A 13,405-nucleotide genomic window follows, 5' to 3' on the forward strand; every position below is an offset into this window, starting at 1 on the left:
GCGGCTCAGAGGTCAGCCGGCAGCGGCTGCTTCAGCCATTTTTCGGCGTTGCGGTTGAGGCTGCCGTCGGCCTTGGCGGCTTCCAGGGTGGCGTTGACCTTGTCCAGCAACGCTGGCTCGTTCTTGGCCAGGCCCACGTACACCGGCGAGTCCTTGAGTTTGACCTTGACCACCGGCACCTTGGCCGGGTTTTTCTCGGCGATGGCGGCCATCACCACGCTGCCGCTGGCAATCAGTTCGACCTGGCCGGACAGGTAGGCGGCGATGGTCGAGTTGTTGTCTTCAAAGCGTTTGATCACAGCACCCTTGGGGGCGACGGCGCTCAGCTCCATGTCTTCGATCGAGCCGCGGGTCACGCTGATGGTCTTGCCGGCCACCGCGTCGATGTTGGCGATGTCGGTTTCGGCGGGGCCGAACACGGCCAGGTAGAACGGTGCATAAGGGCGCGAGAAGTCGATGACGGCGGCGCGTTCGGGGTTTTTGCCCAGGCTGGAGATCACCAGGTCAACCTTGCCGGTGGTGAGGAACGGGATGCGGTTGGTGCTGTTGACCGGGGTCAGCGCCAGCTTCACGCCGAGTTTGTCGGCCAGCAGTTGCGCGGTGTCGATGTCCAGGCCGCGCGGCTTGAGGTCGGGGCCGACCGAGCCGAACGGCGGGAAGTCCTGCGGCACGGCCACTTTCAGCACGCCGCGGGCGCTGATGTCGGCCAGAGCGTCGGCCTGGGCGGTTTGCAGGGCCAGCGCGCCGCCGCAGAACAGGGTGGCCAGGAACAGGGTGCGGAAAGTCTTCATCGAACGGCCTCGCGAAAATCCAGGGTAGGTGTTGCCTGGGGTATTGCACGGGGCATGCCAGAATCGATTCAGGTGCTGCCAAAAACGCTCGAACGCGGCTGGCGCAAGGTCTTACTGGTCTGAACAGTTGCCGTACGCACGCGGCAACGAATCACCCGTTGCGCCCCGCTTTCGTGCACCAGGCCCAGGGCCTGCGCCAGCACGGAGCAACACTTGCCAGCACGGCGCAATCACCGTAAAAAGCCAAGGTCATAGCCCTCCGACCGGTCTGAACAGCATGCTCGACACACTCCCCCGCGCCGTCCCCGAACAGGCCTTGCACAGCATCCGCAAGCTGATCGAAGAAGGTGGTTACCAACCCGGCGACGCCCTGCCCTCGCAGCGCGACCTGGCCGAACAATTGGGGGTGAGCCGCGCGTCGCTGCGCGAAGCACTGTCGTCGCTCAGTGCGTTGGGGCTGGTCAGCGTGCAGCCGGGCAAAGGCGTGTTCGTGCAGGCACCCGCCCCCACCGGGTTTGCCTGGCCCTATGCCGAACAGGTGTCGGCCAGCGACACGTTCCAGCTGCGCTACGCCCTGGAAGGCTTTGCCGCCGGGCAGGCGGCGCTGGCGTTGACGGCAGATGACCTCGACCGCCTGGAAGCCAACGTCGGGGCCATGCGCCGCGAGTTGCAGGCCGGCAACTTCGAGGCCGCGGCACGGCTGGACTTCGCCTTTCACCAGCAGTTGCTGCAAGCGTGCGGCAACCACGCGATGCTGCAGGTGATCACCACCAGCCAGGAGATATTCCTGGAGAGCCAGAAGCTACCGTTCATTCGGCCAGAGCGGGCCATGGAAACGTGGCAGGAACACCGCAAGATCCTGCGTGCACTGGCCCAGCGCTCCCAAACCGGTGCACAAAAGGCCATGCAGTTACATATTCGCAACGCGGCGTCGCGTACAGGGGTGGTGTTTTCGGTGTAGATTGCTGCGCTGTCTCAAGCCCCACCGTACAAGGATGTTGTCGTGCCCCGTCTGTTGCCCTTTACCCTGCTCGCCACCCTGGCTGCCTTGGCCGGTTGCCAGCAGCGCAGCCAACCCGCCGTCGATGAGCAAGCCTTCAAAACCTTCACCAACGACATGCAGCGGGCGCTGTACCACAGCATCACCACCGCCGATACCGATGAACACCTGGGCGTGGTGCTGCTCACCCTCAAGCTCGACCGCACATTCGCGCCCGTCGCCTGCAAGGCCCGGCGCGCGCCGCTGAAATACGAGCAGCAGTTGCCTGCCGGGTTCGTTGCGTCCAACTACGAAGCGCTCAACCAGTTCGTCGAAACCCAGTGCTGGAAAACCGTCTACCCCGAGGCACCGGCGCAGCTGTTCGATGAAGACGGTACGCTCACGGTCGTTGCGCCGATTTACCTGATGCTGCCGGGTGAAACCCAAAGTCTGCAAACAGAACGCGGGCAGTACAACGCACGCAAACAGTTCCTCTGGCAGCACCTGTTGCGCGACCAGCCGGTTAATAGCATCGGCATGGCCATGGTCAACTATCAGGCCAATGCCCAAGGCAAGGTGGACGGCTGCCTGGTGCAGTTGTATCCGCACCCGCTGCGCAAAGATGCCTTCCGCCTGGAGGGCGAGTTGCAGGCGCGGCTGACCCAGCGCTGCATGGCGCTGGACCTGAGCCAGATGCCGGGGTTTGCCACGGGCGGCCAGGGCGATAGCGTGCTGGATTACGCGCCCTGGCGGGTCGGGCGGCCTTAGGGCCTCTTCGCAGGGCAGGTAACTGTTTTGCCTGTAGGAGCGGCTTTAGCCGCGATCACCGGCGAAGCCGGTGCCATCTGCCGCGTCGCCTGCATCGCGGATGAATCCGCTCCTACAAAGGTTGCGTAAGCGTCGGGGTTGCTTGCCCCACGAAAGGGCCGGCGCAGGTTGGTAACAGATATCCCGAGGTCGCCCACGAGGATGCACGCCTGCGCCTCACCGGCTCTACTGGCAGCCATAACAACGATGACGCGGCAGGACCGCCTCACGTCCAACCAGGCTGCCTATGGAAACCGGAGAGCTTCCGTATGTCCGCATCTCATGAGGTATCACCCGCTACCCTGCGCCGGGTCATCGCCGCTTCGGCCATCGGCAACTTTGTCGAATGGTTTGACTTTGCCGTGTACGGCTTTCTGGCAACGCTGATCGCCACGCAGTTCTTTGCCAGCGAAGACCCCAGCGTGGGCCTGCTCAAGACCTTTGCCGTGTTTGCCGTGGCCTTCGCCTTGCGGCCCTTGGGCGGCATCGTGTTCGGGGCCTTGGGCGACCGCCTCGGGCGCAAGCGCGTGCTGTCGATGACCATCCTGCTGATGGCTGGCTCCACCACCCTGATCGGCTTGCTGCCGACCTACGCCAGCATCGGCATTGCCGCACCGGTACTGCTTACCCTGGCGCGCTGCCTGCAGGGCTTCTCCGCCGGTGGCGAATACGCCGGTGCCTGCGCATACCTGATGGAACACGCCCCAAAGGGCAAGCGCGCGTTCTATGGCAGTTTCGTCCCCGTCTCGACGTTCTCGGCATTCGCCTGCGCGGCAGTGATTGCCTATGGCCTTGAAGCCAGCCTGTCGGCCGACGCCATGGCCGCGTGGGGCTGGCGTGTGCCGTTTCTGGTAGCTGCGCCGCTCGGGCTGGTCGGTTTGTACCTGCGCTGGCGCATGGAAGAAACCCCGGCCTTTCGCGAGGCCATCGCCCAGGGCAAGGAACATGAACATTCGCCGCTCAAGGACACCCTGCGCCACCACGGCCGCACCATCCGCAACCTGGGCGCGTTCATCTCGCTCACGGCGTTGTCGTTTTACATGTTCACCACCTACTTCGCCACCTACCTGCAGCTGGTCGGCAACCTCACGCGCGCCCAGTCGCTGCTGGTAACCACCGTGGCGCTGCTATTCGCTGCAGTGGGTTGCCCACTGGCCGGGGCATTCTCGGACCGCGTCGGGCGGCGCAAGACCATCGGCTTTACCTGCCTGTGGGTGATGGTCTGCGTGTTCCCCGCTTACTGGCTGGCCAGTTCCGGTTCGATGTCCGGCGCGCTGCTGGGGGTAATCCTGCTGGCCGTGGGCGCGCTGTGCAGCGGCGTGGTCACCGCCGCACTGCTGTCGGAAAGTTTCCCTACCCGCACCCGCTACACCGCCTCGGCTATCACCTACAACGTGGCCTACACGCTGTTCGGTGGCACCGCGCCACTGGTGGCCACCTGGTTGATCGGGCAAACCGGCAGCAGCCTCGCGCCAGCGTTCTACCTGGTGGTGATTGCACTGGTTGCGCTGGTGGGCGGCTTGGCACTGCCGGAAACTTCACGCATTTCCCTACATGATGACGAGCGCGCTTCAGCGGCTGACCGCCAGGTGCACGCCCAGGCCCACGAGGGCGGCGCCCAGTAACGCATCAATCGGCCTGCGCAGGCCAGCATAGGCCGCGCGCACCCGGTTGGTGGAGAACATCAGCGCCAGCGCCGAGAACCAGGCCAGCGCCACCGCGGCCACCACCACCACTGCCGCGCCCAGCACCCAGACGGGTGCATGGGGTGGCAGCACGGTGATGAAGAAGCTGCCGAAGAACGCTGCCGCCTTGGGGTTGGTCATGCTGACCAGAAAGCCCACGCGCGGTGCCGAGGTGGAGGTGTTGGCCGCCGTGTCGATGGCCAGGGCCTGGCTCGGCTTGCGCGCCCCCAGCAGCATCTTGATGCCGAGGTACAGCAGGTAGCACACGCCGGCCACGCGAATGACGTCGTACAGCCAGGCCAGCTTGGTCAGCAACACGCCAAGGCCTACCATCGCCAGCAGCGCCCACACCACGATGCCCGCAGCGGTGCCCAGCGCGACACCCAGCCCGCGTTTGCGGCTGGCCAGTGCATTGGAGGTCACGGCAATGAAATCAGGCCCTGGGCTGATGCAGGCCAGCAGCATCACGGCAGCAATGGTCAACAATTGAGGCACATAGTCCACGGTCAATCTCCGGTTGGTTCGATAAACGAGAGGTTAAGCCGTGGCCTTGCCGTGCACTTGTAAAAAATTGACGATCAATAACGCGACGGCGCAACGCCAAACGCCTGCTTGAATGCGCGGTTGAAGTGGCTCTGGTCGTAGAACCCGACCTCCTGCGCCACGCGGGTCAACTCCCAACGGGTGCGGCTCAACAGCACGCACGCCCGCTCCAGGCGCAGGCGCACCAGCCAGGCGTGGGGCGTCATGCCCACCGTGCGTTTGAACAGTTTCAGAAACTGGAAGCGCTCCAGCCCGCACAGGGCGGCCAGTGCTTCCAGGGTAATCTTGTCGCACAGGTGCGCGTTGCAGTAATCACGTACCCGCTGCCATTGCACGCTCGTCAGCGTCCCCGGGACGAACTGCGGCTTGAGCATGCGGGCCTGGCTGAACAGCCGGGCCAGCAGCACGAGCCACTGCGATTCGATCATCAGTGGGTCGCCGCCCTCCCCCAATGCGCGGTGCAACAGGGCCAACTGCGCCGACAGCTGCGCATCCTGCAGCACGGCCCCACCCATCGCCGCGAAGCGGTCCTGCCCGACCAAGGCTTCGGTCACTCCGCTCAGCAGTTCGGCCGACACCCGAAAGGTCTTCAAGGTGTAGGAGGCATCACCTGCACTGAACCCATCGTGCATCTCGCCAGGCGGCATCAGCTGGATGGTGCCCGGCGTCAGCAGCACCGACTCGCCATGGATGCCCTGGCGCTGCACGCCATCGGTGATCAGCCCGATGTGGTAGTCCAGGTGAAAGTGCCGATCAAAGCGAAAACTGGAAAACCGCCCCTCGCTCAGGACAAGCCCGGGGATTTCGCTGTTGCGCCTGTAATCAACCTGATCTGCCATCGAGCCCTCCTGTCGCCGAGCTGCTTTGCACCGCTGGCAGGCCCACCATCTTAACACTCGGACCGTTGCCGAATGTTTCCGATTCACATACATTGCGACTGATTCTCATTAGTGCGCATTTAGCCATGCCTCGCCCAACCTCCTCCTCTTGCGGCATCGCCCACCTCTACGGCAACCACCACGGCTGGCTGGTGAACTGGCTGCGTGCACGCCTGCGGTGCTCGCAGCAGGCCGCCGACCTCGCCCAGGACACGTTCATCCGTGTGCTGCTGGCCGACCGCAGCCAGCCCTTGATCAGCGAGCTGCGCGAGCCTCGGCACTTTCTGGTGACCATGGCGCGTCGGGTGATGATCGACAGTTTCCGCCGGCGGGCACTGGAGCAGGCATACCTGGACTTGCTGGCCGAGCAGCCCGAGCAGTATGCGATTTCCCCGGAGGAACGCTGGGTGCTGGTGGAAACGCTGCAGGCACTCGACGCCATGCTCGATGGCCTGGGCAGCAAGGTGAAGCAGGCCTTTTTGCTGTCGCAACTGCGCGGCCTGGGCTACAAGGCCATCGCCGAACAGATGGGTGTGTCGGTCAGCTCGGTAACCAAGTACATCGCCCGTGCCACCGAGCATTGCCTGCTGTTCGCGCTGGAGCATGGCCAGTGAACACCTCGCCACAGCGCCAGGCGCTGAGCGCTGCCGCCCATTGGTTCGCGCGCCTGGGCGAGGCCCCGCAAGACCCGCGCCTGCAACAGCAATGGCAGGCCTGGCACAACGCCGACCCGCACCACCAGTGGGCCTGGCAACAGGTCGCAATGCTTCAGGCACGCATGGGCAAAGCCCAGGGCGCGCTGGGCTATGGCGTGCTCGAACGCGCAGGCCTTCAGGGCATGGCGCACCAGCGGCGGATGCTGCTCAAAGGGTTGGTGCTGGGCGTCGGCCTCGGTGCACTGGGCTGGCGCGGTTACCGCGACGCGCCTGTGTGGCTGGCCGATCAACGCACGGCCGTAGGGGAACAACGGCGCCTGACCCTGAACGACGGCAGCCAGCTGATCCTCAACACGGCCAGTGCGGTCGACATCGCGTTCACCGCCAATGCCCGCATGCTGCATCTGCAGGCGGGCGAGATTTATGTCGAAACCGCCCACGACCCACGCCCCTTCCTGGTCAGCAGCGCCCAAGGTGTTACAAGAGCCCTGGGCACCCGCTTCAGCGTTCGCCAGTACGAAGGCGTCACGCGCACCAGCGTGTTCCAGGATGCCGTTGCCATCCGGCCACGAGGCAGCCAGGGCGACGAGCAGGCCATCAACAGCGGCCACAGCGTGACGTTCGACAGCCAGCGGGTACTGCAACACGCTCCCTTGGCAACGACCGACGATGCCTGGACCGAAGGCCGGCTGGTAGTCGACGACTGGCGGCTAGACCGTCTGATCGACGAGTTGCAGCGCTACCGCAGCGGTTACCTGGGCTGCGCGGCCAATGTGGGGCAGCTTCGCGTATCCGGTGCCTATTCACTCACCGACATCGACCTGACGCTGGCCACCATCGCCCGCTCGCTGCCGGTGCGGCTGTCGCGGCATACCCGCTTCTGGACGCGCCTGGAGGCCGTCGAATCGCCCGTTTAAGCCCGCCGCAAAAAATTTGCATCACCGTTGTCGATTTCGCCGCGCTCATCCGCCTCCCTGGCAACAACATCGATAATGCCAACGCCAGGCTCAGGAGCCCGCATGCCTTCCACCTTCAAATTCGCCCTGCTGGGCGCCTCGCTCACCCTGCTCGAACCCTTGCTACCCGGCACCGCGCTGGTGCAGGCCGCCAGCCAGCAGCAGGCTTACGCCATCGACGCCGGGGCGCTGAGTGCCGTGCTGGGCCGTTTCGCCAATCAGGCCGGGGTCGTACTGTCTTTCGACGCGGGGCTGACCGCCGGCAAGCAAAGCCCAGGCCTCAAAGGCACCTACAGCGTCGAACAGGGCTTCGCCACCCTGCTGGCAGGCACCGGCCTAACGGCAGCCGCCACGCAAGCCGGCGCCTATGTGCTGATGGAGTCGGCTACCGGCAACGCCGTGCAACTGGGCGCCACCAGCGTGGTCGGCAGCAGCCTGGGCGAAACCACCGAACACACGGGGGCCTACACCACCGGCCAGGCCCGCACCGCCACCAAGCTGGGCCTGTCGCTGCGCGAAACGCCGCAATCGGTGAGTGTGGTGACCCGCCAGGTCATGGACGACCACCACCTGGCCTCGATCGACGACGTGGTCAAGTTCACCCCGGGCCTGTCCAGCAACCACCGCGACAGCGAGCGCTACACCTTCTACGCCCGCGGCTTCCAGATCCAGAACTTCCAGTACGATGGCATTCCGGCGCAAATCGCCAACGAATCCCAGCAATTCACCAGCACCCTGGCCGACATGGCCATCTATGACCGTGTCGAAGTGGTGCGAGGCGCCACCGGCTTGCTCAGTGGTGCAGGCACACCCTCGGCCACCCTGAACCTGGTGCGCAAACGGCCGACGGAGGCCTTCCAGGCGAGCGTGGCCGGTGAAGTCGGCGCGTGGGACCGGTACCGGACCGAGGCCGATGTGTCCGGGCCGTTGACCGAGGCCGGCACCATCCGTGGCCGGCTGGTGAGCGTGTATGAGACGGCCAATTCCTACGTCGACTGGTACAAGACCGACAAGCGCGTGATGTACGGCGCACTGGACATCGACCTCAGCGAAAGCACCCTGCTGCGCCTGAGCCTGGACTACCAGAACAACAACGCAGACGGCGTCAGCTTCGGGCACATTCCACTGTTCAACAACGATGGCAGCAGCACGAACTTCTCCCGCTCGTTCAACCCTGCGGCGCGCTGGAGCTACCTGAACAACAGCCAATACAACCTCACCGCCCAGCTGGAACACACCCTGGCCAACGACTGGAGCCTGAAAGCCGCCTACAGCCACCAGTACGCCTACCGCCGCGGCGTCACCGGTTCGGCCAGCGCCGGCACGCCCGACCCGGCAACCGGCAGCGGCGTGTCGATGTACATCAACCGCCTCGACAGCTATCAGACCCAGGACAACCTCGACCTGTATGCCACCGGCCCTTTCCAGCTCGGCGGCCGGGAACACGAACTGGTGGTCGGCAGCAACCTGGCCTACACCCACCTCAACTACCCCACCTACGAACGCGGTTTCCCGGCGGTGGACAATATCTACCAATGGGACGGCGACCCCCACGGCAAACCGCACCTGGCCAAGACCGAAGAAAGCCTGTCGCGTCTGAGCCAGTCCGGTGTCTACGCCGCCGTGCGGCTCAAGCCCTACGACCCGCTGTCGATCATCCTCGGCAGCCGCGTCAGCTGGTGGAACCAGAAGGACGACAGCAGCGACGACCTGACCGGTGAAGTTACCGCCCGCGACCGTACCAAAAAGTCCGGCGTGGTCACCCCCTATGCCGGCGTGGTGCTGGACCTGAACGACACTTATTCGGTGTACGCCAGCTGGACGCAGATCTTCCTGCCGCAGACCTACTACAAGACCGCCAGCAACACCTCCCTCGACCCGCTGGAAGGTGACAACTACGAGATCGGCATCAAGGGCGAATTCTACGACGGCGCCCTGAATGCCAGCGCGGCACTGTTCGAGGTCAAGCAGAAGAACACCCCGCAACTGGTCGACGACAGTGGCCCACAGGAAATCTACCGGGCAATTGCCGGCACCACCACGCGCGGCATCGAAACCGAGATTTCGGGCGAAGTGCTGCCAGGCTGGAAGGTATTCGGCGGCTACACCTACCGCGAATCCCACGACAAGGACGGCAACCGTGTGGAAACCAACCAGCCGATGAACCTGTTCAAACTGGCCACCACCTACCGGTTGCCGGGCAACTGGAGCCAGCTGACGGTCGGCGGCAACATGACCTGGCAGAGCGACATCTATGCCTATAACGAAGACTTCGGGACCAAGGCGCATCAGCGTGACTTTGGCGTGGTGGGGCTGCTGGCCAACTACGCGGTCAACCAACACCTGAACGTCGGCCTGAACCTGAACAACCTGTTCGACAAGAAGTACTACGACGGATTGGGCACGTTCAGCTCCGGGTCCTACGGCGAGCCGCGCAATTTGGTGGCCAGTGCCCGCTGGCAATTCTGAAGGTGCATGAACAAATCTTCATATTCGCTGTAAGCGTACTGACGGCGGGGGCAACCGGCCCCTGCTGGCTTGCGCCAGTCGCGGCTTGCCTTGAGCCCTGCAGCGGGGTTGCGTAGCATCGCCGGCCCCTGGGGCCGCTGCGCGGCCCTTTCGCGACACAAGGCCGCTCCCACAGGGATCGCGTGATTCCAGTGGGAGCGGCCTTGTGTCGCGAAACGAGGGCGAAGCCCTCGCCCAGCCCTACCGCGACCGCCCAGAGCCCCCATGCCCCAACCCATCCCCCTCAAGGACCACGAAAAGGAAAAACACCTGGTCAACCGCCGGCTGCTGGCCTGCGCCGCTTTGGTGTTCAGCCTGGTTGCCGTGCTCATCGGCCGCCTCTATGTGCTTCAGGTGCTGCAGCACGACCAGCAAACCGCCGTGTCGGAAAACAACCGCGTGCACGTGCTGCCCATCGCGCCCGAGCGTGGGCTGATCTACGACCGCAATGGCGTGGTGCTGGCCGACAACAAGCCCAGCTTCGACCTGACCATGACCCGCGAGCGCGCTGGCGACTCGGCCAAGGTGCTCGATACCCTCACCCGAATTCTTGGCTTGGGCGAGGACGACCGCACACAATTCGACAAAGACCTGCGCCGTGGCCGCAAACCGTTCGAGCCGGTTACCTTGATGGTGGGTTTGACCGAAGAGCAGATCGCCCTGATTGCCGTGAACCAGTTCCGCCTGCCAGGGCTGGACGTAGAGCCTCAGTTCATCCGCGAGTACCCGTTGGCCGAGCACTTTGCCCACTCGGTGGGCTACGTGGGGCGCATCAACGAAAAAGAAGCCAAGACCCTCGACAACACCGAATACCGTGGCACCCAGTCGATCGGCAAGACCGGCATCGAACACTTCTACGAAAGCCAGCTGCACGGCCATGTGGGCTACGAGGAAGTCGAAACCAACGCCCAGGGCCGGGTGATGCGCGTGCTCAATCACAAGGCCCCCACCCCGGGCCAGGACATCGTCCTGAGCCTGGATGCCCACCTGCAGGTGGCCGCCGAAAAAGCCCTGGGCGACCGCCGTGGCGCCGTGGTGGTGCTGGACCCGACCAATGGCGACGTGCTGGCCATGGTCAGCAACCCCAGCTTCGACCCCAACCTGTTCGTCAAAGGCATCAGCTTCAAGCAATATGCCGCCCTGCGCGATTCCATCGACCGTCCGCTGTTCAACCGCGTGCTGCGCGGCCTGTACGCGCCCGGCTCGACGGTCAAGCCGGAAGTGGCCATCGCCGGCCTCGACAGCGGTGTGATCACCCCCGGCAGCCGCGTGTTCGACCCCGGCTACTACGAGCTGCCCAACTACGACCACAAATACCGCAACTGGAACCGCAGCGGCGACGGCTGGGTGGACATGTACACCGCCATCATGCGCTCCAACGACACCTACTTCTACGACCTGGCGCACAAGCTGGGCATCGAGCGCCTGCATGACTACATGGCCGAATTCGGCCTGGGCCAACGGGTGTCGCTGGACATGTTCGAAGAGGCTCCGGGCCTGATGCCATCGGCACAATGGAAGCGCGCTACCCGGCGCCAGGCCTGGTTCCCCGGCGAAACGCTGATTCTGGGTATCGGCCAGGGCTACATGCAGGTCACCCCGCTGCAACTGGCCCAGGCCACCAGCCTGCTGGCGAGCAAAGGGGTGTGGCACCGCCCACACCTGGCCATGACCGTGGGCGGCCAGGCCCCGGTCGACCCCAACCCGATGCCCGACATCGTGCTGCATGACCGCCATGCCTGGGACCAGGTCAGCCAAGGCATGCAGATGGTCATGCACGACCCGCGCGGCATCGCCCGTGCTGCCGCCGCTGGCGCGCAGTACCGCATTGCCGGCAAGAGCGGCACGGCGCAGGTGGTGGCAATCAAGCAAGGCGAGCGCTACAACCGCAACAAAACCCTCGAACGGCACCGCGACAACGCCCTGTTCGTCGGTTTTGCTCCCGCCGACCACCCGAGCGTGGTGGTGGCGGTGATGATCGAGAACGGTGAGGCCGGTGGCCGGGTGGCGGGGCCGGTGGTGCGTGAGGTGATGGATGCCTATCTGCTGGATGACCAGGGGCACTTGAAGCCGGAGTTTGCCAACGGTGCCGCCCCTCGGCAGGCGCCCCATTCATGAAGGCCCGGTACGGAGCAGGCCTTTAACATTTATGTCACGCAACCGTCGTAATCTGCCGGGCAACTTTGTGCCAAAGGTTACCCGGCATGCGCCGCCTGCTCCCCGTACTCATGTTGCTGCTGCCGATGGCCGCACTGGCCGACGCCGTTCACCTGCGCATCCAGGGTTCCAATACCATTGGTGCCGCCTTGCTGCCCGCCTTGGTCCAGGGGCAACTCTGGGCGCAACAGGCCACCGCCATCGAACAGAGCCCGGGCGCGCAGGCCAACGAGACGGTGATCAATGCCCGCGACAGCCAGGGCCAGCCGCTGCGCATCGACATTGCCGCGCATGGGTCGAGCACCGGCTTTTCCGCTTTAGGCAGTGGTGAGGCTGACCTGGCGGCGGCCTCACGCCCCATCAGCGACGCCGAGGCCCGCCAACTGAAGGCCCTTGGCGACCTGCGGGCGGCCAGCGCCGAGCAGGTCATCGGGCTGGACGGCGTGGCTGTCATCGTCCACCCGGACAACCCCCTGCCACAGCTGACCACCCGGCAACTGGCGCAGGTGTTCTCCGGGCAGGTGCAGCGCTGGGAACAACTCGGTGTCGCCGGTGGTGCCATTCACCTGTATGCCCGCGACGACCGTTCCGGTACTTTCGAAACGTTCAAGGCATTGGTGCTGGAGCCGCACCATGGCGAACTGGCCAGCAACGCGCAACGCTTCGAGGCCAGCGACGAACTGGCCGAACGCGTCAGCGCCGATAGACAGGGGATCGGCTTCAGTAGCCTGGCAGCCGTGCACGGGGCCAAGGTGCTGGCCGTGGCCGAAGGGGATGCGCCCGCCATGCTGCCGGAACGCGCGCTGGTGGCCAGCGAGGATTACCCACTGTCGCGGCGCCTGTACTTCTACCTGCCGGCCAATGCAAAGCCCCAGGCCAAGGCACTTGCCGAGTTTGCCCAGAGCCCGGCCGGCCAGTCTATCGTCGCTGCGCAAGGGTTCGTTTCACAGCAAGTGAACGCACTGGCGGTTGCCCCGCAAAGCGACATGCCGCCCCGCTACCGCAACCTTGCCCAACAGGCCCAGCGCCTGAGCGTGAACTTCCGTTTTCAGGAAGGCAGCGCCAACCTCGACAACAAGGCCTTGCGTGACGTGCAACGGGTGGCCGACTACCTGCGCCAGGCCGGCAAGCTGCAAAGCAAGGCAGTGCTGGTGGGGTTCGGCGACCCCAAGGAAACCCCGGGGCGCGCGGCACTGCTCTCGCGCCTGCGGGCTCAGGCGGTGCGCCGGGAACTGGCGCGTAACGGCGTGGAAGTGCTTGAAGTGACGGGCATGGGGGATGAGCTGCCCGTGGCCGGTAACGATCTGGAGCAGGGGCGCTTGCGTAACCGGCGGGTCGAAGTCTGGGTTTACTGAGGGGGGTCTGTGCAAAGAAATGTAACAGCTCTGCATTCGGCGTCACCGGGAAACGGGTCTAGGCTCAAACACATGTGATACCGGGCCCCT

At 64.8% G+C, this 13,405-nt stretch carries 12 protein-coding genes; 8 read left to right on the forward strand and 4 right to left on the reverse strand.

What is annotated here, in order from left to right:
• Positions 1-5: 5 nt before the first annotated feature.
• Together PVV54_RS15570 and PVV54_RS15575 are read right to left on the reverse strand one after the other, a co-directional pair.
• On the reverse strand, positions 6-791 hold the full coding sequence (locus PVV54_RS15570; RefSeq protein WP_274906110.1) for a transporter substrate-binding domain-containing protein: 786 nt from the start codon (positions 789-791) through the stop codon (positions 6-8).
• Positions 792-859: 68 nt separating this feature from the next.
• Positions 860-994: a hypothetical protein gene (locus tag PVV54_RS15575; protein ID WP_274906111.1), complete on the reverse strand. Its 135-nt coding sequence runs from the start codon at positions 992-994 to the stop codon at positions 860-862.
• Positions 995-1,068: 74 nt separating this feature from the next.
• Between PVV54_RS15575 and PVV54_RS15580 the strand changes: the two genes are divergently transcribed.
• From PVV54_RS15580 to PVV54_RS15590, 3 genes are all read left to right on the forward strand, one after another.
• A complete protein-coding gene (locus PVV54_RS15580) occupies positions 1,069-1,752 on the forward strand; it encodes a FadR/GntR family transcriptional regulator (protein ID WP_274906112.1) in 684 nt (227 codons plus the stop codon).
• A gap of 42 nt (positions 1,753-1,794) precedes the next feature.
• Complete coding sequence (locus PVV54_RS15585) at positions 1,795-2,538, forward strand: hypothetical protein (RefSeq protein ID WP_274906113.1); 744 nt, start codon at positions 1,795-1,797, stop codon at positions 2,536-2,538.
• A gap of 308 nt (positions 2,539-2,846) precedes the next feature.
• Positions 2,847-4,202, forward strand: coding sequence for an MFS transporter (locus PVV54_RS15590; protein WP_274906114.1), 1,356 nt, complete (start codon positions 2,847-2,849; stop codon positions 4,200-4,202).
• On the opposite strand, the gene PVV54_RS15595 is transcribed toward PVV54_RS15590, so the two are convergent.
• Positions 4,149-4,766: a LysE family transporter gene (locus PVV54_RS15595; RefSeq protein ID WP_274906115.1), complete on the reverse strand. Its 618-nt coding sequence runs from the start codon at positions 4,764-4,766 to the stop codon at positions 4,149-4,151. The two genes, PVV54_RS15590 and PVV54_RS15595, sit on opposite strands and share 54 nt — an antisense overlap.
• A 74-nt stretch (positions 4,767-4,840) precedes the next feature.
• Complete coding sequence (locus tag PVV54_RS15600) at positions 4,841-5,644, reverse strand: helix-turn-helix transcriptional regulator (RefSeq protein WP_274906116.1); 804 nt, start codon at positions 5,642-5,644, stop codon at positions 4,841-4,843.
• A 125-nt stretch (positions 5,645-5,769) separates the two neighbouring features.
• Between PVV54_RS15600 and PVV54_RS15605 the strand changes: the two genes are divergently transcribed.
• The 5 genes from PVV54_RS15605 (at position 5,770) to PVV54_RS15625 (ending at position 13,315) form a co-directional block, all read left to right on the forward strand.
• Positions 5,770-6,297, forward strand: a complete 528-nt coding sequence (locus PVV54_RS15605; protein WP_274906117.1) for a sigma-70 family RNA polymerase sigma factor — start codon at positions 5,770-5,772, stop codon at positions 6,295-6,297.
• Positions 6,294-7,256: a FecR domain-containing protein gene (locus PVV54_RS15610; RefSeq protein ID WP_274906118.1), complete on the forward strand. Its 963-nt coding sequence runs from the start codon at positions 6,294-6,296 to the stop codon at positions 7,254-7,256. Before PVV54_RS15605 ends, PVV54_RS15610 begins: the two co-directional genes overlap by 4 nt.
• A gap of 102 nt (positions 7,257-7,358) precedes the next feature.
• Positions 7,359-9,764: a TonB-dependent siderophore receptor gene (locus PVV54_RS15615; RefSeq protein ID WP_274906119.1), complete on the forward strand. Its 2,406-nt coding sequence runs from the start codon at positions 7,359-7,361 to the stop codon at positions 9,762-9,764.
• A gap of 264 nt (positions 9,765-10,028) precedes the next feature.
• Positions 10,029-11,921: a penicillin-binding protein 2 gene (gene mrdA / locus PVV54_RS15620; protein ID WP_274906120.1), complete on the forward strand. Its 1,893-nt coding sequence runs from the start codon at positions 10,029-10,031 to the stop codon at positions 11,919-11,921.
• A gap of 86 nt (positions 11,922-12,007) precedes the next feature.
• On the forward strand, positions 12,008-13,315 hold the full coding sequence (locus tag PVV54_RS15625; protein WP_274906121.1) for a phosphate ABC transporter substrate-binding/OmpA family protein: 1,308 nt from the start codon (positions 12,008-12,010) through the stop codon (positions 13,313-13,315).
• The last annotated feature ends 90 nt before the right edge of the window (positions 13,316-13,405 follow it).

This window comes from Pseudomonas sp. PSKL.D1, assembly GCF_028898945.1.
Lineage (GTDB): Bacteria > Pseudomonadota > Gammaproteobacteria > Pseudomonadales > Pseudomonadaceae > Aquipseudomonas.